General features: G+C 47.1%; 16 protein-coding genes and 1 pseudogene. 15 read left to right on the top strand and 2 right to left on the bottom strand.

From position 1 onward, the window contains the following. The 9 genes from urtE to ureG all read left to right on the top strand — a co-directional run bounded on the left by urtE (position 1) and on the right by ureG (position 6761). The gene (gene urtE, locus VFDL14_RS11310) at positions 1–696 is read left to right on the top strand and encodes an urea ABC transporter ATP-binding subunit UrtE (protein ID WP_032551328.1); all 696 of its coding nucleotides are present in this window, start codon (positions 1–3) and stop codon (positions 694–696) included. Continuing rightward, positions 693–1622, top strand: coding sequence for an urease accessory protein UreD (locus VFDL14_RS11305; protein WP_032551329.1), 930 nt, complete (start codon positions 693–695; stop codon positions 1620–1622). The genes urtE and VFDL14_RS11305 overlap by 4 nt, the downstream gene beginning before the upstream one ends. Positions 1623–1751: 129 nt before the next feature. Next, positions 1752–2054: an urease subunit gamma gene (ureA, locus tag VFDL14_RS11300; RefSeq protein WP_032551330.1), complete on the top strand. Its 303-nt coding sequence runs from the start codon at positions 1752–1754 to the stop codon at positions 2052–2054. Between the two features lie 10 nt (positions 2055–2064). Next, positions 2065–2400, top strand: coding sequence for an urease subunit beta (locus tag VFDL14_RS11295; protein WP_032551331.1), 336 nt, complete (start codon positions 2065–2067; stop codon positions 2398–2400). Positions 2401–2459: 59 nt separating this feature from the next. After that, on the top strand, positions 2460–4163 hold the full coding sequence (gene ureC / locus VFDL14_RS11290) for an urease subunit alpha (protein ID WP_032551332.1): 1704 nt from the start codon (positions 2460–2462) through the stop codon (positions 4161–4163). A gap of 125 nt (positions 4164–4288) precedes the next feature. Then, entirely contained in the window at positions 4289–4741 is a 453-nt protein-coding gene (gene ureE, locus VFDL14_RS11285; RefSeq protein WP_032551463.1) for an urease accessory protein UreE, read from the top strand. Between the two features lie 57 nt (positions 4742–4798). After that, positions 4799–5383, top strand: a complete 585-nt coding sequence (locus VFDL14_RS11280; RefSeq protein WP_032551333.1) for a HupE/UreJ family protein — start codon at positions 4799–4801, stop codon at positions 5381–5383. A 20-nt stretch (positions 5384–5403) separates the two neighbouring features. Continuing rightward, positions 5404–6084: an urease accessory protein UreF gene (locus VFDL14_RS11275; protein ID WP_032551334.1), complete on the top strand. Its 681-nt coding sequence runs from the start codon at positions 5404–5406 to the stop codon at positions 6082–6084. A 38-nt stretch (positions 6085–6122) separates the two neighbouring features. Beyond that, entirely contained in the window at positions 6123–6761 is a 639-nt protein-coding gene (gene ureG / locus VFDL14_RS11270; RefSeq protein ID WP_032551335.1) for an urease accessory protein UreG, read from the top strand. An 87-nt stretch (positions 6762–6848) separates the two neighbouring features. On the opposite strand, the gene xseA is transcribed toward ureG, so the two are convergent. Next, positions 6849–8189 carry an exodeoxyribonuclease VII large subunit gene (gene xseA / locus VFDL14_RS11265; RefSeq protein ID WP_032551336.1) on the bottom strand — a complete coding sequence of 447 codons (1341 nt, stop codon included), beginning with the start codon at positions 8187–8189 and terminating at the stop codon, positions 6849–6851. A gap of 238 nt (positions 8190–8427) precedes the next feature. On the opposite strand from xseA, the gene guaB reads away from it, so the two are divergent. The 4 genes from guaB (at position 8428) to VFDL14_RS11245 (ending at position 14932) form a co-directional block, all read left to right on the top strand. Next, the gene (gene guaB / locus VFDL14_RS11260) at positions 8428–9891 is read left to right on the top strand and encodes an IMP dehydrogenase (protein ID WP_032551464.1); all 1464 of its coding nucleotides are present in this window, start codon (positions 8428–8430) and stop codon (positions 9889–9891) included. A gap of 199 nt (positions 9892–10090) precedes the next feature. After that, positions 10091–11644, top strand: coding sequence for a glutamine-hydrolyzing GMP synthase (gene guaA / locus VFDL14_RS0123205; RefSeq protein ID WP_032551338.1), 1554 nt, complete (start codon positions 10091–10093; stop codon positions 11642–11644). A 235-nt stretch (positions 11645–11879) separates the two neighbouring features. Beyond that, a complete protein-coding gene (locus tag VFDL14_RS11255) occupies positions 11880–13601 on the top strand; it encodes a chitinase (RefSeq protein ID WP_032551339.1) in 1722 nt (573 codons plus the stop codon). A 737-nt stretch (positions 13602–14338) separates the two neighbouring features. After that, the gene (locus VFDL14_RS11245; RefSeq protein WP_032551341.1) at positions 14339–14932 is read left to right on the top strand and encodes an acetate uptake transporter; all 594 of its coding nucleotides are present in this window, start codon (positions 14339–14341) and stop codon (positions 14930–14932) included. Positions 14933–15219: 287 nt separating this feature from the next. Here the strand turns inward: VFDL14_RS11245 and VFDL14_RS11240 are convergent, their stop codons facing one another. Then, positions 15220–16767 (bottom strand): alanine/glycine:cation symporter family protein, encoded by a 1548-nt coding sequence (locus VFDL14_RS11240; protein ID WP_032551342.1) that lies wholly within the window; start codon positions 16765–16767, stop codon positions 15220–15222. Positions 16768–17280: 513 nt separating this feature from the next. On the opposite strand from VFDL14_RS11240, the pseudogene VFDL14_RS11235 reads away from it, so the two are divergent. Both VFDL14_RS11235 and VFDL14_RS11230 read left to right on the top strand, forming a co-directional pair. After that, positions 17281–18312 (top strand): annotated as a pseudogene (locus VFDL14_RS11235) (PTS mannitol transporter subunit IICBA); the annotation flags it as partial. Positions 18313–18433: 121 nt separating this feature from the next. Then, on the top strand, positions 18434–19021 hold the full coding sequence (locus VFDL14_RS11230) for an MltR family transcriptional regulator (RefSeq protein ID WP_050487420.1): 588 nt from the start codon (positions 18434–18436) through the stop codon (positions 19019–19021). Positions 19022–19032 lie beyond the last annotated feature (11 nt).

Below are 19032 nucleotides of genomic sequence, written 5' to 3' on the forward strand. Positions count from 1 at the left end.
ATGTTACAAGTGAAATCCGTTAACCAGTATTACGGTGAAAGCCACACCTTGTGGGATCTAGATATGCATATTCCAGAAGGCAAGTGCACCGTACTTATGGGGCGCAATGGCGTCGGTAAAACCACCTTGTTGCAGTGCATTATGGGGTTGGTCAAAGTTGAAAGTGGCGACATCTCGCTCTCTGGACAATCTCTGTTGAAAACCGATGCAGAAGAGCGTCCAAGACAAGGCATTGGTTATGTACCGCAGGGACGTCAAATCTTCCCTATGCTCACGGTTCAAGAGAACCTAGAGGTTGGATTGCCTATCCGTGACAAAGGCGATCGCAGGATCCCAGAGTTTATCTTCGATCTGTTTCCGGTATTGAAAGAGATGCTGCATCGTCGCGGAGGCGATCTGTCTGGCGGTCAACAGCAGCAACTTGCGATCGGTAGAGCTTTGGTAGTCAATCCGAAGCTGCTGATTCTGGATGAGCCGACCGAGGGCATTCAGCCGAATATTGTTCAGGAGATTGGCGACATTATCCGCATGCTCAACGAAAAGATGGGACTGACGGTACTGCTAGTTGAGCAGAAGCTGCCGTTCGCTCGCAAGGTTGGCGATCGTTTTTGCATTCTTGACCGAGGCCGACAAGTAGCAGAAGGCGAAATGGAAGGCCTCGATGAAAAATTGATAAAGGAGTATCTCACGGTATGAGCGATGTACTTAACGCGATCTTGGAAGACGCGCAGCCACTTGGGATGGCAATTGAAGAAGATGTGAGAGACGGCTGGCAAGCCAATTTGAATCTTACCTTTGCAGACCGAGGAGACAAAACCGTACTCAAACACCGTTATCAGCTGGGGCCTCTTGCTGTGCAAAGGCCTTTGTATCCCGATGGCAAAACCTGTCACAGCTACCTGCTGCACCCTCCAGGTGGTGTCGTGGGAGGAGATACCTTAAATATTGATATATCAGCAGAAAGTGGAGCGCACACTCTGATCACAACGCCGGGTGCCACCAAGTTCTATCGTTCCAACGCCAAGTACGCCAAGCAGAAACAGATGCTGCACGTTGCTAAAGATGCACGCCTTGAGTGGATGCCACAAGAGAACATCTTTTTTCCTGATGCGCACGTTCGCTTAGACACTGAAATCTACCTTGAAAAAGGTGCACAGTTTTGGGGTTGGGAGATGCACTGTTTTGGTCGGCCTGCACAAAATGAGGGATTTGAGCAAGGACACCTGGTTGGGAAAACCGAAATCTACTTAGATAACAAGAAATTGCTCACCGAAGGTTTTAACTTTCATGGTGGCGATAAGTTAATGATAAATATGGGGTTATTAAACTATCCAATGATGGGGACCTTCTATATTACCGCGGATGAGCCACAAGATTTAGAGTTGGTACAGAGCTTGCTCTTATCTATTACACAGCAAGCTTCACTGCAACCTGTTCATTTTGGTTCATCGAGTAAGTCCTCATTAATTATGGGCGCGACACAAATTGAAGGGTTGATTGTGATTCGGGCTTTAGGTCATTGGAGTGAAGACATACTCCAAGCCTTCGGACAGATATGGCAAGCAACGCGCTCACACCTTTGTGGCTCCACCCCTGATTTACCAAGGATTTGGGCGACTTAGCGACCTGCCCATTTTTGTACCGAGGGTAGACTTCCAGCCCTCGGTACTTTTTTTCGCTTGCTGTGTGAAAAATTAACTTAGTTCAGAAGGAAAACGGGCTAAGTACCTAGACGAACAGTGGGCAAGTAAATGGAATTAACACCAAGAGAAAAAGACAAACTCCTCATCTTCTGCGCAGGTATGCTCGCGCAGCAAAGAAAAGACAAAGGCTTAAAGCTTAACTATCCAGAGTCCATCGCACTGATCAGCAGTGCCATTCTCGAAGGCGCGAGAGAAGGAAAAACCGTCTCCGAGTTAATGGATTTTGGACGTACTCTTCTCACCGTCGATGATGTGATGGAGGGCATTCCCTCTATGATCCCCGACGTGCAAGTCGAGGCCACCTTTCCTGATGGCACCAAGCTGGTGACTGTTCACGAACCGATTGTGTAAGGAGAGTCCAATGGCCAGTTCCAATTCAAACTGCAGCGGGTTTGTACCCGGAAAGATAGAGACTGCACCCGGCACCATCACCTTGAACGAAGGGAGAGATACTGTCTCAGTTAAGGTCAACAATATCGGTGACCGTCCGGTTCAAATAGGCTCTCACTATCACTTCTATGAAGCGAACCCTTCGCTGATTTTCGAACGAGAATTAACTAAGGGCTATCGCCTGAACATCCCTGCTGGCACTGCAACCCGTTTTGAGCCGGGCCAGTCGCGTACTGTGGAGCTGGTGAGCTATGCAGGTGCAAGGGAAGTGTACGGCTTTCAAGGAAAAGTGATGGGTAAGCTTTAACGGTCAACACTACCCGAAGCATATAACCGTCAAAGAGACAAAATAACAAAGGATTGATAATGGCGACGATATCCCGACAGGCATATGCCGAGATGTTTGGGCCAACAATCGGCGACCGCGTGCGTCTTGCAGATACCGATTTATGGCTAGAAGTAGAAAAGGATTACACCGTTTACGGTGACGAAGTGAAGTTTGGTGGCGGTAAAGTGATTCGTGATGGCATGGGACAGAGCCAGCGAGTGAGCGCAGAAACGCCAGACCTTGTGATCACCAATGCCGTCGTACTCGATTACTGGGGCATCGTAAAAGCCGATGTTGCGATTAAAGATGGTCGCATTCAGGCGCTCGGTAAAGCGGGCAACCCAGACGTACAGCCGGGCGTTGACATAGTAATTGGTCCGGGCACGGAAATTTTAGCTGGTGAGGGCGCAATCCTGACGGCTGGTGGCATTGACTCACACATTCATTTTATTTGCCCGCAGCAGATTGAAGAGGCGTTGGCGTCTGGTGTCACAACCATGATCGGTGGTGGTACTGGCCCTAATACCGGTACCAATGCTACGACCTGTACGCCGGGGCCGTGGAACATGCACCGTATGTTGGAAGCCTTAGACGAATATCCAATGAACTTTGGCTTACTCGGCAAGGGTAATGCCAGCCAACCAGAAGCACTACGCGAGCAAGTGGCTGCGGGGGCGGTGGGCTTAAAGCTGCATGAAGACTGGGGGACAACACCTGCATCGATTGATACGTGTTTAAGTGTTGCCGATGAAATGGATGTACAAGTGGCGATTCATACTGACACCTTGAACGAATCAGGCTTTGTGGAATCGACACTCGGTGCAATTGGTGATCGCGTTATCCATACCTACCACACTGAAGGAGCAGGTGGCGGTCATGCGCCCGATATCATTCGGGCTGCAGGTGAACCAAATGTATTGCCGTCATCAACCAACCCAACAAGGCCTTACACCGTCAATACCGTTGATGAGCATTTAGATATGCTGATGGTGTGTCACCACCTTTCTCCGTCGATTGCTGAGGATGTCGCATTTGCTGAGTCTCGTATCCGCCGTGAAACCATCGCTGCTGAAGACATATTGCACGATCTCGGTGCGTTCTCGATGATTGCATCGGATTCACAAGCGATGGGACGAGTAGGCGAGGTGGTCACTCGTACTTGGCAAACCGCGCACAAGATGAAAGTGCAGCGTGGCAGCCTAGAGGAGGATTCAGACTACAGCGATAACTTCCGTCTGCGTCGCTACATTGCAAAGTACACCATCAACCCTGCCATCACTCACGGCATGGCGCATGAAATTGGCTCAATTGAAGAAGGTAAGTTGGCTGACCTTGTGTTGTGGAAACCAGCCTTTTTTGGTGTGAAGCCAAGTGTAATCCTGAAAGGCGGCATGATAGCAATGGCTCCGATGGGCGACCCTAATGCCTCTATCCCAACGCCACAGCCTGTGCACTACCGCTCTATGTTTGGTAGCTCGGGTAAGGCAAGTCAAAACACCTCAATGCTATTTGTTTCTAAAGAAGCCAAGGCGCAAAACATTGATAAGCAGCTTGGGCTGAAGAGCCTGATTGGTGTGGTCAGTAATTGTCGCAACATCAGTAAAGCAGACATGAAGCTCAACGATTGGATGCCGAAGATCGAGGTGGATTCACAAACCTATCAAGTACGAGCCGATGGCAAGCTGCTTGAGTGTGAGCCGGCCAAAGAGCTGCCGATGGCACAGCGTTACTTCTTGTTTTAAGAAGAGTTGTTTTAAAGAAAATTATTTAGAGAGCTCTTGATTTGAACACTCTTGTTTTAAGAGCTCGGATTTTAATTCTACGCCTTACACAAGGCTATGAATCTCATATGGAGGTGAGTAATAACATGATTGAACTAACTCAAATTCAAGCAGAGCAGAGCACGACGCCCGATGGTTTTTTGAGCCTACCGATCGATAGTCGTATTAAGAGTCGTCTTAAAGTGACGCTCGATGATGGCCGCGATGCTGGTTTGTTTCTTCCTCGCGGACACATCCTACGTGGAGGCGAGCAGCTCACCAGTGAGTGTGGCTTAACGGTCGAAGTGAAAGCGGCACCAGAAACTCTTTCTACGGTGTATTGCGATGATGCGCACTTGCTGACTCGCGTGGCGTATCACCTAGGTAACCGACATGTTCCCCTACAAGTAGAGGCAGGCTGGGTTCGCTACCAGCACGACCATGTACTGGATGAAATGGTCGAGGGCTTGGGCGCAACAGTAACCACTGAAAAACAACCTTTTGAACCAGAAGGTGGGGCTTATGGTGGGCGCTCTGGCGGTCATCACCACCATCACTAACACATCTATTCCTAGATACAACCACGATTTAAATAACAATAAAGCAAGGATTTCGCGATGAACTTTAAATACGCTACTGGCTTAACGACACTAACAATCGCTTCGCTAACAACACCAACATTGGCTTTCGCTCACCCTGGACATGATCACGGCTCTCACTCATTTTTCTCTGGTCTAACGCACCCTGTTACCGGCGTCGATCATCTAATTATGCTGGTGGCATTTGGTATGTTGATTGGTGCGCTCTCTTATTCCAACAAGATTAAATCTGCTCTAGTCGGTGGCGGTCTTGTCTCTCTGATGGCGGGTCTATTGGTCGGTCAAGCAATGGGCTTCTCTGTCGTGGTTGAGCCTGCGATTATCGCTTCTCTATTTGTCGTAAGCCTATGTCTATGGCATGTGTTTTCACCTTCAACGACCAAGGTTAACAGCGTACTGGTGGTTTCAATCGGGTTCTTGTTCTTCCATGGTTACGCTCACGGCGTTGAAGCTGCGTCTGGTCTTGCACAGTTCGCGGCAGGCATGGGTGTAAGTGCTTTAGGGTTGATGGGCGTTGGTTATGTTGCCGGTAAGGCGCTGTATTCGAAATGGGCATCACTGGGTGTGGCTTCGCTAAGCGCGCTATTTTTAATGGCGGCCTAAATTGCCCTAGGGAGATAAGCATGCAAGCAACAGCGAATGTCGCGAGCTATCGCCTATTTCAATTAATTAGCCCTTCATTACCAATTGGCGGCTTCACTTACTCTCAAGGGCTGGAATATGCCGTGGAAGCGGGGTGGGTGACCAACCGCGATACGATGGAGCAGTGGCTGAATTACATGGCGAACTCTAGTGTCGCCACCCTAGAACTGCCAATTATCGATCGACTCTATCTGGCACTAGAACAAGGCGAGCTCGATCAGATTGAGTACTGGTGTGATTTTTTGTACGCAAGCCGGGAAACCAGCGAACTGCGTGCGGAGGAAAAACAGCGTGGGTTGGCTCTGTTTACTTTGCTTAAGCGATTGGAGATTGATGTTTCTGTCATGGATTCAATCCAGTCGCACCCTAATCAACTGTTGGGATTCTGCATAGCAGCAAGGCATTGGAAAATTAGTTTAGAGGATTTAAAGCAAGGCTACCTTTGGAGCTGGTTAGAGAATTTGGTCACTGCAGGCGTGAAGCTAGTACCACTTGGTCAAACCGATGGCCAGCTAGCACTACTGAATGTCACACAGCGATTTCCTGCAGTGATCAATCAGGCGCGAAAAATTGAAGAGTGGATGATTGGTAGTTTCACGCCGTCGCTCTCGATTGCCAGCTCACTGCATGAAACACAATACACAAGACTATTTCGTTCATAGCGCAACGATGTAGTGGAAAGAATATAAGGAATAAGACTATGGAAAGTTATAAGCAACCGCTTCGAATTGGTATCGGCGGCCCAGTAGGCTCTGGTAAAACGGCACTGCTTGAGGTGCTGTGTAAAGCAATTCGTGACAAGCTGAATATCGCAGTCGTGACCAATGACATCTATACACAGGAAGATGCAAAGATTCTCACGCGAGCTGAAGCTTTAGAACCTGGCCGTATCATCGGTGTTGAGACGGGAGGCTGCCCACACACCGCGATCCGTGAAGATGCGTCGATGAACCTCGCGGCCGTTGAGGAGCTGGCTAAGCTGCACAAAAACCTAGATGTGGTGTTTGTCGAAAGTGGTGGCGATAACCTGAGTGCGACGTTCAGCCCAGAGCTTGCTGACCTGACTATCTATGTAATTGATGTAGCGGAAGGGGAAAAGATCCCACGTAAAGGTGGCCCGGGTATTACTCGCTCGGATCTGCTGGTGATTAACAAGATTGATTTAGCGCCATATGTTGGCGCGTCGCTAGAAGTGATGGAACAAGATACGCAACGTATGCGTCCAACCAAGCCGTTTGTGTTTACCAACCTTAAAGAGAGCAAAGGCCTAGATACCATCATCGACTTTATCGTGACTGAAGGTATGCTTACTCTTAAAGAGCCAGAGAAGGCAAGCTAGTCATTCGCAGCTTCTGATAATTCCCCCCCATAAGCAAAAGCCTTATCAAATCTGATAGGGCTTTCTAGTTTAACGCTGCTTAGTCGCTTATGCTTTTGCAATCTTTTGGGTGACTTGAGATTCAATCACGCCATCTTCAACTTGCGTTTTGATTACTTCACCAACATTCACATCTTCAATTGAAGAGACCGTCTGTTTAGAGGCTGAATGAGTGATGCTGTAGCCACGCTTTAGGGTCGCCAGTGGACTAACTGTCTCTAATTTCTCTGCAGCCATCGCAAGCTGGTGGCGAGTGGTTAGCAGTGTCTTATCCATCGCATCCAATAGCTTTTGCTCTGAACGTTGCAGATGCAGTTTTTGTTCACCCAAACGCTTAACTGGTGAGTTCAATTGAAGTTGATGCTGCTTACGTTCTACACGTTGTGCATGCTGCTTTAGGTATTGAGTCATCCCGCGGCGCAGACGCATGTCTAGATCATCCAGCTGCTGGCTTTGTTTTTGCAGCTGGTAGCTTGGATGCTGTTTCTCTAAGCGGAATTTAAGCGCATGTGTTGATTGTGCTTGCTTCATCAATAGGTGACGAATCGCGCTGACTAAGCGTGCACGCTTGGTCGCAAAGGCCTGTTCTTTATGGCTGTTATCACGGCTCACTAACTCAGCCGCCGCTGATGGAGTAGGGGCGCGCATATCAGCAACAAAGTCAGCAATCGTCACATCCACTTCGTGGCCGACGGCACTGATGATTGGAATCTGGCTTGCGGCAATGGTGCGCGCAACGATCTCGTTGTTAAAGCACCATAGGTCTTCCAGTGAACCGCCGCCGCGGCCCACAATTAACACGTCACACTCATTACGCTCATTGGCGCGTCCAATTGCTTGAGCAATCTGAATCGCTGCTTCTTCGCCTTGAACCATGGTTGGGTAAACCACAACAGGCAAAGATGGATCACGACGCTTTAGTACGTCCAAGATATCGTAGAGAGCGGCACCCGTTTTTGAGGTGATGACACCAACACGCTTAGGGTGTTCTGGCAGAGGTCGCTTATTTGATTGAGCAAATAGACCTTCTGCAGCAAGGTTCATTTTGAGTTTTTCAAACTCTTGCTGAAGTCGACCATCGCCCTCTGGCTGCATGCTTTCAATGATCAGTTGATAGTCACCACGCGGCTCATAAAGAGAGAGGCGGGCTTTGACTAATACTTGATTACCGTTTTGAGGCTTAAATGTCACTCGGCGGTTGTTGCCGCGGAACATGGCACATTTCACCTGAGCACGAGAGTCTTTAAGGGTGAGGTACCAGTGACCGGAGACAGGCGCTGAGAAATTGGAGATCTCTCCGACGAGCCAGACAATACCCATTTCATTTTCAAGAAGAAGTCGAACCTCTGCATTGAGGCGAGAAACAGTAAAGATGTTTGGATTGGTCATAGAGGCGCTATCTTTGTAGGACGGTCTTATGTCGTATCTCACAGGGCGTGAGTATGGAAGATAGCGGCAATATAATACATATCAAGGGGGTAAATGCAAATAAAAAATACAAAAATGTGTAGCCAAGCGATTTCCCCGTGCGTATAATCCCTCCGCAATATCTAATCCTAAGAGCTTCATTATGCGAAACGATGAAGCGGGATTTTTCTTTCTACCCCTCAATTGTGAGATATTGCAAATGCTAAGAATTGCCAAAGAAGCGCTGACATTCGATGACGTACTACTTGTGCCAGCACACTCCACTGTTCTCCCAAACACAGCTGATCTTCGCACTCAGTTGACTAAAAACATTTCACTGAACATCCCTATGATTTCTGCGTCGATGGATACCGTGACGGAAGCTCGTCTGGCTATCGCACTCGCGCAAGAAGGTGGCATTGGCTTTATCCACAAGAACATGTCTATCGAGCAACAAGCAGAGATGGTTCGTCAGGTTAAAATCTACGAAGCAGGTGTGGTTTCTCACCCTGTAACAGTAAGCCCTGATGCAACAATCGCTGACGTTGTCGCTCTAACTGAGAAGCACGGCTTTGCTGGTTTCCCAGTTGTTACTGAAACAAACGAACTGGTTGGTATCATTACTGGTCGTGACGTTCGCTTCGTAACAGACTTGTCTAAGAAAGTAGACGTAGTGATGACGCCTAAGTCGCGTCTAGCTTCAGTTAAAGAAGGTGCAACACGTGAAGAAGTGCAAGAGAAAATGCACGAAGCACGCGTTGAGAAAGTACTGGTAGTGAACGATGAGTTCCAACTAACCGGTATGATCACAGCAAAAGATTTCCATAAAGCAGAACGTAAGCCAAACGCATGTAAAGATGAGCGCGGCAGTCTACGTGTTGGTGCCGCTGTTGGCGCTGGCGCTGGTAACGAAGAGCGCGTTGCTGCTCTTGTTGAAGCTGGTGTAGACGTTCTACTTATCGACTCTTCTCACGGTCACTCTGAAGGTGTCCTAAACCGTATCCGCGAAACTCGCACAGCTTATCCAGATCTAGAGATCATTGGTGGTAACGTTGCAACGGGTGCAGGTGCTCGTGCACTTATCGAAGCTGGCGTAAGCGCAGTTAAAGTAGGTATCGGCCCAGGTTCTATCTGTACAACTCGTATCGTTACTGGTGTTGGTGTTCCTCAAGTAACAGCAATCGCAGACGCAGCAGAAGTTGCTAACGAATACGGCATCCCAGTTATCGCTGATGGCGGTATCCGTTTCTCTGGTGACATCTGTAAAGCAATCGTAGCTGGCGCATCTTGTGTGATGGTTGGCTCTATGTTCGCTGGTACTGAAGAAGCACCGGGTGAGGTTATCCTTTACAACGGTCGTTCTTACAAGTCTTACCGTGGTATGGGTTCTCTTGGCGCAATGTCTCAAGGTTCTTCTGACCGTTACTTCCAGTCTGACAACGCAGCAGACAAATTGGTACCAGAAGGTATCGAAGGTCGTATCGCATACAAAGGTCGCCTAAAAGAGATCGTTCACCAACAAATGGGTGGTCTTCGCTCAAGCATGGGCCTAACAGGTTCAGCAACAGTAGAAGATATGCGTACTAAAGCAGAGTTTGTTCGTATCTCTGGTGCAGGCATGAAAGAGTCTCACGTACACGACGTTCAAATTACTAAAGAAGCGCCTAACTACCGTCTAGGTTAATCGACTCCTTTAAACGTTTTATAGTGTGCCCATTAGAGGCACACTGTTTTATCTAGCTCTGTTTTTTCTCTATCTATATAGTGATTAAACATTGAGTAAGAGAAAATTGACGAAAACGTTTGCTTTATTTCTTGAAGAGTTAATGAGAGGTGAGTAAACTCGCCTCCGTTTCATCACATAGCCAATAAGACTGCTTACAATGACTAAAAATATTCATGACCAACGTATTCTAATTCTAGATTTCGGCTCTCAATACACGCAGCTAGTTGCTCGTCGTATTCGTGAAATCGGTGTTTACTGTGAACTTTGGAGCTGGGACGTAGAAGAAGCGGATATTCGTGAATTCAACCCAGATGGCATCATCCTTTCTGGTGGCCCTGAAAGTGTAACGGAAGAGAATTCTCCACGTGCACCTCAGTACGTATTTGATTCAGGTGTTCCTGTATTCGGTATCTGCTACGGCATGCAAACTATGGCTGAGCAACTTGGCGGTAAAGTAGCAACGTCTACTGAGCGTGAGTTCGGCTACGCAGCAGTACAAGTAACAGGTGAATCTGCACTGTTTGCTGATCTAGAAGCATCTCAAGATGTTTGGATGAGCCACGGTGACAAAGTAGTAGAAATCCCAGCTGACTTCGTTAAAACAGGTGAAACAGACACTTGTCCTTACGCAGCAATGGCGAACGAAGAGAAGAAATACTACGGCGTTCAATTCCACCCAGAAGTAACGCACACTAAGAACGGCATGAAAATGCTAGAAAACTTCGTTCTTAATGTATGTGGTTGTGAAGGCCTTTGGACTTCTGCTTCAATCATTGAAGATGCAGTTGCACGCATTAAAGAGCAAGTAGGTGACGACGAAGTTATCCTTGGTCTATCTGGTGGTGTTGATTCATCAGTAGTTGCGATGCTTGCGCACCGTGCAATCGGCGACAAACTAACGTGTGTATTCGTAGATAACGGCCTACTTCGTCTGAACGAAGCTGAGCAAGTTATGGATATGTTCGGCAACAAGTTTGGTCTAAACATCATCCACGTAAACGCTGAAGACCGTTTCCTAGAAGCGCTTAAAGGCGAGAACGATCCTGAAGCTAAGCGTAAGATCATCGGTCACGTATTCGTAGATATCTTCGACGAAGAGTCTAAGAAACTGAAAAATGCTAAATGGCTAGCTCAGGGTACTATCTACCCAGACGTAATTGAGTCTGCGGCATCTAAGACTGGTAAAGCGCACGTAATCAAGTCTCACCACAACGTTGGTGGTCTTCCAGACGATATGGAAATGGGCCTTGTTGAGCCTCTACGTGAGCTGTTTAAAGATGAAGTACGTAAGATCGGTCTAGAGCTAGGTCTTCCATACAACATGCTTTACCGCCACCCATTCCCGGGTCCAGGTCTAGGTGTTCGTGTTCTTGGCGAAATCAAGAAAGAGTACTGTGACTTGCTACGTCGCGCTGATGCTATCTTCATTGAAGAGCTTCACGCTGCTGACCTTTACCACAAAGTATCTCAAGCGTTCACGGTATTCCTACCAGTTCGCTCTGTTGGTGTAATGGGCGATGGCCGTAAGTACGATTGGGTTGTGTCTCTACGTGCTGTAGAAACAATCGACTTCATGACTGCTCACTGGGCACACCTACCATACGACTTCCTAGGTAAGGTTTCTAACCGCATTATCAACGAAGTTGACGGCATTTCACGTGTTGTTTACGACATTTCTGGTAAGCCACCAGCAACTATCGAGTGGGAATAATCTCTCTCTGTTGATGTAATCGAGACAAAATTGTCTTAGATTCTAGAAGCCTCGAACTCTGTTCGGGGCTTTTTGTTTTTTGGAGCCACTCCCCATAACGATTGAGACAAAATGAAGTGATTTATAAATTGTTAGTAAGCGACTCGCACTTCTTTTCGATTTAACCGTTCGGCACTAGAGCCTTTTCATCGTGCCACATACTCTCTTATCGACGTTACTTATAAGAGAACAAACTATGTTAAACGTGAAACCGATAGCGCTCGTTTTGAGTGTTCTTTTCGTTGGTGGAAGCCATGCAGCGACCAATAGCCAACCAAACATGAATATCCAACCCGACCCACAAAACCCGACTGGCTATCTTGTGTCGAGAGCCGACCTTGCAGCTGTAGAGCAATCCAAGGCTTCTGACCCTATGTATGCGATTTGGTCTCAAGCATTACAAACTCGCTCCAATACGATTGTTGAAGCGATAGAGCCAAATCTCTCTACCAACCCCGACAACGTAAAACGCGTCGAGCGTGTGTTCCCACAAACCGAGTGGGACTTCCTAACGAAAATGGCGGCACCGGAATACACCTACACCCGTTTCCTACGTGCGATTGGTAAATTCCCTGCGTTCTGTGGAGAGTACACCGATGGTCGCGATTCAGATGCCATCTGTAAGAAATCCATCATCACCGCTTTTGCTCACTTCTCTCAAGAGACGGGCGGTCATATCGCAATAGACAACACCTCTGATAATCCATTGGCGTTAGAAGAGTGGCAGCAAGCCTTAGTGCACGTGCGCGAAATGGGTTGGTCTGAAGGGCAAGAGGGTTACACCACAGGCTGTGGTCAGAATGATTGGCAGAATGCACGTTGGCCGTGTGCTGCGGGGCAGGGCTACTTTGGGCGAGGCGCGAAACAGCTTTCTTACCATTTTAACTATGGTGCCTTCTCTGAAGTGATGTTCGATGGCGATGCAACGGTGCTTTTGAATAACCCCGGTTTAGTTGCAGACTCATGGTTGAACCTAGCTTCAGCGATCTGGTTCTTCCTAACGCCCCAAGCGCCTAAGCCAGCGATGTTGCATGTGATCGATCGCACTTGGACACCTTCTCAGCGCGAAATCGACGCGGGAATTGGCTATGGCTTTGGTACGACTATTAATGTGATTAATGGTGGTATCGAATGTGGTGAGCAGAACAAAAACAAAGGCCAACCGGTTAACCGCATTCGTTACTGGGAAGGTCTTGCGGAGTACTACCAGATCCCTGTTGAAGCGGACGAGAAGAATACTTGTTGGCAACAGACGCCTTACGGCAGCTTGAACTTGAACGGTGCGACAGATGTGCTTTACACCAACTGGGATGGTAACTGGAAATACTACGCCGATCGCCCAGAAGGCTTTTCATTTGAGTGTGAGTTAGTTGGCTTCCAAACCGCTTACTCTGCATTAGTACCGGGTGATTACGAGAAGTGTGTGACCAACTTTTATGGCTCTCATGCGAGCTGGCCAGAAGTGCGTGTGGTCGACAAACTAGACCCGGTAGATCCTGGAACCAACCCGGGTGGTAATGGTTGGGATGCCAATAAGGTTTACAACACTGGCGATCAGGTGACCTTTAACGGCGCAACCTATGAGGCGAAGTGGTGGACACAAGGCGATGAACCTTCTGCTGGCGGACCTTGGAAATTGATCGCTGGCGAACCAACACCACCAGTAGAACCCGATCCAACACCCGTAGACCCGCCAGTGACTGAGCCTCCGGTAACGAACCCTCCAGTTGAGCCACCTGTTACTGAACCACCAGTCGTTCCAAGCGAATTTACTACTTGGGAACCGGGGGTTACTCAGGTAAGTGATGGTGAGAAGGTGACATACCAAGGAAAGTGCTTTGTCGCGAAAAACGGCCCCGGTGTATGGGAGAGCCCTGTCCAATCAAACTGGTTCTGGGATGAGATTAGTTGTCAGTAGTAAGGCTCACACTTGATGAGTGAATGACGATCACATAAGCCGGGCACATGCTCGGCTTTTTGGTGTTTAGGAATAGATGAGGGATGCGAGTAAGCGAGTGGCGAAGAGCTTGTTTTTGATTGCTCCCAAACTCCCCGTACTCAGAGCTGTAAAATCTTTTCGTATCTCGAATCTCGTTACTCGTATCAATGATCAGATACGAGATGCGAGTATACGAGTGGCGAAGAGCCTGTTTTTGAGTGCTCCCAAACTCCGCGTACTCAGAGCTGTAAAATCTTTTCGTATCTCGAATCTCGTTACTCGTATCAATGATCAGATACGGGATGCGAGTAAGCGAGTGGCGAAGAGCCTGTTGTTGATTGCTCCCAAGCTCTGCGTATTCAAGAGTATAAGAGCTTTTCGTATCTCGAATCTCGTTACTCGAATCAATGATTAGATACGGAATACGAGTACACAAGTGGTGAAAAGCTCGCTCTCTATTGCTCTTCGTATCCCGAACCTCGTCTACTCGAATCCAAAAAATCTTTTCGCATCTCGAATCCCGTTCACTCGCATCTAAAAAACACATACAAAACATGAACACCAAACCCTGAATATGAAACTAATATTCCATAGGATCATTTATTCAACCTTAGTTTTCGATAACTGGATTACCTCAAAATCGGTTTATAGATTAAAATTTTCTTACAAATTTTATTGGTTTTGTTTAACCCCTATTTGATAAAGGTAAATTCGCAATGTCGACCAAACTAGCTAACCCAGCGCCACTTGGCTTAATGGGTTTCGGTATGACCACTATTCTTCTTAATATTCACAACGCAGGCTTCTTCCCGATTGATTCGATGATCCTAGCTATGGGTATTTTCTACGGTGGTTTGAGTCAAGTGATTGTCGGCACAATGTGCTTTAAGCGTGGTGACACTTTCGGTACGACAGCATTTACTTCTTACGGTCTATTTTGGCTGACACTGGTTGGTCTGATCGTAATGCCTTACATGGGTCTACCAGCAAGCCCAGCAAGCTTCATGGGTTGGTACCTACTGTTATGGGGCGTATTCACAGGCTTCATGTTCATCGGCTCTCTATGCTACCCAGTAGCGAAGCAAGTGGTATTCGGTTCTCTAACGATTCTATTCTTCTTACTTGCAGCTCGTGATTTCACTGGTAGTGAACTAATCGGCACCATCGCTGGTTTTGAAGGTATCTTCTGTGGCGCTTCTGCAATCTACTTTGCAATGGCTCAAGTGATTAACAACGAATACGGTCGCACAGTACTGCCAATCGGCGAGAAGAAAGCACCGCAAGTTGCAACACAAGAGATCGCAGCTTAAGACCGTTGTTTGGGAACAGCGCTTAATACCAATCGTAGTAAATAACTGCTCACCCTAGCTTGCTAAAATGCTCGATAACGGCGTTAGAATTTTTGATTGTAGAATAACTACTTATCGAAAAATTCTGCCTTGTTCTCAAGCCTTTTTTCTGCGCTATTTCTGATCACTTACTTACTGTGATTGGTATAGGAGAACAGGAAAACAAAACGGGTTAGCCGAAATGGCTAACCCGTTTTTTTATTATCTCTGAATAGGCCTTACAGCATCTATTCAGATCAGGAGTTTACTTACGCAGATGGCTGCTCAACTGGCTTGCTGTCAGTTGTTTCAGCTTCAGGCGATTTGCCTGTCTTACGCTTGTATTTACCTTCCCAGTAATCCGCACCTTTGATGCCAAGCTTAATTGGGTTGAATGTGTACTCAGTTACGCCTTTTTTCTGTTGCTCTTCGTAGTCTTTCAGCGCTTTCAGAGCTGGTTTAGACATGAAGAAGATGATCAGAATACCCGTAATGTTGAGCCAAGCCATCAGACCTACACCCACATCACCCATTGCCCATGCAAGGTTGGCGGTTTTCACTGTACCGTAGAATACCGCAGTGATAAGAACCGCTTTCAGAGCAAACATCATACCTGGGATCTTAATAGTACGACGTAGGTACGCGATGTTCGTTTCTGCAATGTAGTAGTAAGCAAGAATAGTTGTGAACGCGAAGAAGAACAGAGCAAACGCAATGAATGGCTTACCAACACCTGGTAGAGCACTTTCGATTGCAAGCTGTGTAAATACAGGGCCGTTCGCACCGATATCTGCAGCTAGGTTCTGTACTAGGAATGCGCCTTCAGCACCACCGTGTACGTTGTATGCACCAGTGATAAGAATCATGAACGCTGTTGCTGAACATACTAGTAGCGTATCGATGTAGATAGAGAAAGATTGAACCAGACCTTGCTGTGCTGGGTGATCAACGCTTGCAGCTGCTGCAGCATGAGGACCAGTACCTTGACCTGCTTCGTTAGAGTAAACACCACGTTTTACACCCCAACCGATAGCAGCACCAACACCCGCCATAGGCGTAAATGCGTCACTAACAATCATACCGAAGATGCGTGGCACTTCACCGATGTTTAGAAGGATGATAACGAAAGCAATCACGATGTACGCTAGCGCCATGAAAGGAACCACGATTTGCGTGAAGTTCGCAATACGCTTAACACCACCGAAGATGATGAACGCTAGGATGATCGCAATAACAGTACCAGTGAAAACTTTAGCAAAACTGAACGTACCGATAGCTGTTTCGATCATGTCGCCTGTGCCAAACGCAGCTTCTACCGCATTACCAATGCTGTTTGACTGAACGCCTGGTAGTAGAACACCACAAGCAAAGATTGTCGCGATAGCGAAGATCCACGCGTACCATTTCTGACCCATCGCTTTTTCGATGTAGTAAGCTGGACCACCACGGAACTCGCCTTCATCTTCTTCTTTATAGATTTGAGCCAGTGTCGATTCTGCAAACGCAGTTGCCGCGCCAAAGAAGGCAACAACCCACATCCAGAATACAGCACCAGGGCCACCGAAACCGATTGCGGCAGCAACACCAGCAATATTACCTGTACCTACGCGCCCAGAAAGTGAAACGGCAAGTGCTTGAAAAGATGAGATACCTTTACTTGAGCTTTTGCCAGATAACAACAAACGCCACATTTCAAAGAAGTGACGAACTTGAACAAATCGGGTCATTATGGAGTAGAACAAACCTGCGCCTAGACACAAGTAAATCAGTACCGGACTCCAGATTATTCCATTCAAAAAATCAACGAATGACTGCATGAGTATTTTTCCCTGTTAGTTGTACTTATGATTGTTTTTCGTACAACACAATACTTCACATGTAATGCTCTTGTTAAATTATTTATCTATCTAAGCTTAATAGTGTGATATATCGCATGTTCTTGAGGGCTTTTGTTAACGATAAGTTCTATTTTTCCGTTTGCCATTCGACATAGAAATGCAATTTAATGCATTTTTTTAGTTAGATCTCTCTCGGAAAAATAGAATTTCATGATGTGATTTGGTTTGGAATTAAATTTCAACTTTCTGACAAGTTGCTGATAGATGCATCAGGCTGGTGTTATGTTGTGGTTTTAATACGTAATCTTATCGGTGGCCATTCTATTAATGTGATCTATAAATCACATTTAGATTGCCGCGTTTGAGTTTTGGTGTGATCAAAATCACAATGAGTGGGTGTGGTATGAATCTCAGACAATTGCAGGATATTTTGCCTAAGTTTGCAGATTTTACCAGAGTCATTGATTGTTACAGATGTGTTTCAGGTTCTATATGTTCTCCCCAAGTTCAAAAATCAAAGTTCAGAGTTTCGGTCGTGTTCTTGCGAACATGGTTATGCCTAGTATTGGCGCCTTTATTGCTTGGGGACTGATCTCCGCACTGTTCATACCAACGGGCTGGTGGCCGAATGAAGCTCTAGCTTCGATGGTTAGCCCAATGATCACCTTCTTGATTCCATTATTGATTGGCTACACCGGCGGCAAGATGACAGGGGGAGAGCGGGGTGCAATTGTTGGCTCTATTGCAACCATGGGCCTGATTGTTGGAACCGATGTTCCGATGCTAATGGGAGCGATGATCATTGGGCCATTAGGTGGCGCTGTGATTGCACGCTTTGACCGAGCCATCGAAGGCAAGGTTCGAAGTGGTTTTGAGATGCTAGTGAATAATTTCTCTGCGGGCATCGTAGGAATGATATGTGCCATCGTTGCCTTTTTGATTGTCGGGCCTGCTGTAAAAGTGGTTTCGACTATGTTGGCCGCAGGTGTCCAGGCCATGGTCGACACTGGCTCACTGGCTTTGGTTTCTATTTTGGTGGAACCGGCGAAAATTCTTTTCCTCAACAATGCGATTAACCATGGCGTTTTCTCACCAATCGGAATTCAGCAGGTTGAACAATATGGTCAGTCGTTAGTATTCCTTATTGAGTCTAATCCAGGCCCTGGTCTTGGGGTGTTATTGGCTTATATGGCGTTTGGCAAAGGCAGCACTAAACAAACAGCTGGTGGTGCATCCATCATTCACTTCTTCGGCGGTATTCAAGAGATCTACTTCCCTTATGTGTTAATGAAGCCTCGTTTGATTTTCGCTTTGATTGCTGGTGGTATGGCGGGCGTGACAACGTTGGTCCTGTTTGATGCGGGTTTGGTGTCAGCAGCCTCTCCGGGGTCTATCTTCGCTATTTTGGTGATGGCGCCTAAATCATCAATGTTGGGTGTCGCGCTTTCTATCGCTATCTCTACCTTAGTGTCGTTCTTATGCTCATCACTGATTCTAAAAACAGAGCAAAGTACGGAACCTGAGCAAGAAGAAGGCTATTTAACAGGTCGACCACGCTTTTCAAATCGAACGTCAGACTAATCACTTAAAAATAACGACGTTCTTACAGCGATAGACCAACGTCACTTTAGGCTTAGAGGTAAACATGAGAAACACGCGAGCAGAAAGCGCCATGCTTTCAAAGGCCATTGAGCCTATCGACTTGCCCAATGAAGCAGAACTGCTGGAAGTGATCTCGACAGCTGAGGACGCCAGTGCGGTGTTCTTAGCGGCCTATCATGCCTTGGACGATACCATTGGCGTGTTAATGCAAACTATCTTCTATAAAGACGATTATGCCGTGAAGTTTGTTGTTGATCCTCTGCTTAAGAATCAAGGCCCTTTAGGGGATGTGATGGTTCGTAGCAAGCTGTTGTATGGACTTGGTGTGATTAACCGTGAAATCTATGAAGATGTAGAGCGTTTTGTGACCCTGAAAGAGTGGGCAGACACGCCACACAGCAGCATCTATTTTACCGACCCTGATGTGATTGAAGAGCTGCAAAAAGTCAACGTGGTACAAAGTGTGATGCCTATCGATTACGATCAGCAAGCAGCCAACAGCCTACCGGAAGAAATGCTGACCATGTTCACTGAACGTCACAACCAAAAGGTGCAATCGAGCATAGTATTAGCCATCGCAGAACTGGTGAGACAAATCTGCCACTGCGACACTTCATTTCTTCCTTCTTAAGTACTCATTCA

The sequence above is a fragment of the Vibrio fortis genome, assembly GCF_000695685.1.
Lineage (GTDB): Bacteria > Pseudomonadota > Gammaproteobacteria > Enterobacterales > Vibrionaceae > Vibrio > Vibrio fortis_A.

What these genes read in the sequence shown, in the direction of transcription:
- urtE (WP_032551328.1), top strand. Translation starts at nt 1, where the DNA reads ATGTTACAAGTGAAATCCGTTAACCAGTATTACGGTGAAAGCCACACC.
- VFDL14_RS11305 (WP_032551329.1), top strand. Translation starts at nt 693, where the DNA reads ATGAGCGATGTACTTAACGCGATCTTGGAAGACGCGCAGCCACTTGGG.
- ureA (WP_032551330.1), top strand. Translation starts at nt 1,752, where the DNA reads ATGGAATTAACACCAAGAGAAAAAGACAAACTCCTCATCTTCTGCGCA.
- VFDL14_RS11295 (WP_032551331.1), top strand. Translation starts at nt 2,065, where the DNA reads ATGGCCAGTTCCAATTCAAACTGCAGCGGGTTTGTACCCGGAAAGATA.
- ureC (WP_032551332.1), top strand. Translation starts at nt 2,460, where the DNA reads ATGGCGACGATATCCCGACAGGCATATGCCGAGATGTTTGGGCCAACA.
- ureE (WP_032551463.1), top strand. Translation starts at nt 4,289, where the DNA reads ATGATTGAACTAACTCAAATTCAAGCAGAGCAGAGCACGACGCCCGAT.
- VFDL14_RS11280 (WP_032551333.1), top strand. Translation starts at nt 4,799, where the DNA reads ATGAACTTTAAATACGCTACTGGCTTAACGACACTAACAATCGCTTCG.
- VFDL14_RS11275 (WP_032551334.1), top strand. Translation starts at nt 5,404, where the DNA reads ATGCAAGCAACAGCGAATGTCGCGAGCTATCGCCTATTTCAATTAATT.
- ureG (WP_032551335.1), top strand. Translation starts at nt 6,123, where the DNA reads ATGGAAAGTTATAAGCAACCGCTTCGAATTGGTATCGGCGGCCCAGTA.
- xseA (WP_032551336.1), bottom strand. Translation starts at nt 8,189, where the DNA reads ATGACCAATCCAAACATCTTTACTGTTTCTCGCCTCAATGCAGAGGTT.
- guaB (WP_032551464.1), top strand. Translation starts at nt 8,428, where the DNA reads ATGCTAAGAATTGCCAAAGAAGCGCTGACATTCGATGACGTACTACTT.
- guaA (WP_032551338.1), top strand. Translation starts at nt 10,091, where the DNA reads ATGACTAAAAATATTCATGACCAACGTATTCTAATTCTAGATTTCGGC.
- VFDL14_RS11255 (WP_032551339.1), top strand. Translation starts at nt 11,880, where the DNA reads ATGTTAAACGTGAAACCGATAGCGCTCGTTTTGAGTGTTCTTTTCGTT.
- VFDL14_RS11245 (WP_032551341.1), top strand. Translation starts at nt 14,339, where the DNA reads ATGTCGACCAAACTAGCTAACCCAGCGCCACTTGGCTTAATGGGTTTC.
- VFDL14_RS11240 (WP_032551342.1), bottom strand. Translation starts at nt 16,767, where the DNA reads ATGCAGTCATTCGTTGATTTTTTGAATGGAATAATCTGGAGTCCGGTA.
- VFDL14_RS11230 (WP_050487420.1), top strand. Translation starts at nt 18,434, where the DNA reads ATGAGAAACACGCGAGCAGAAAGCGCCATGCTTTCAAAGGCCATTGAG.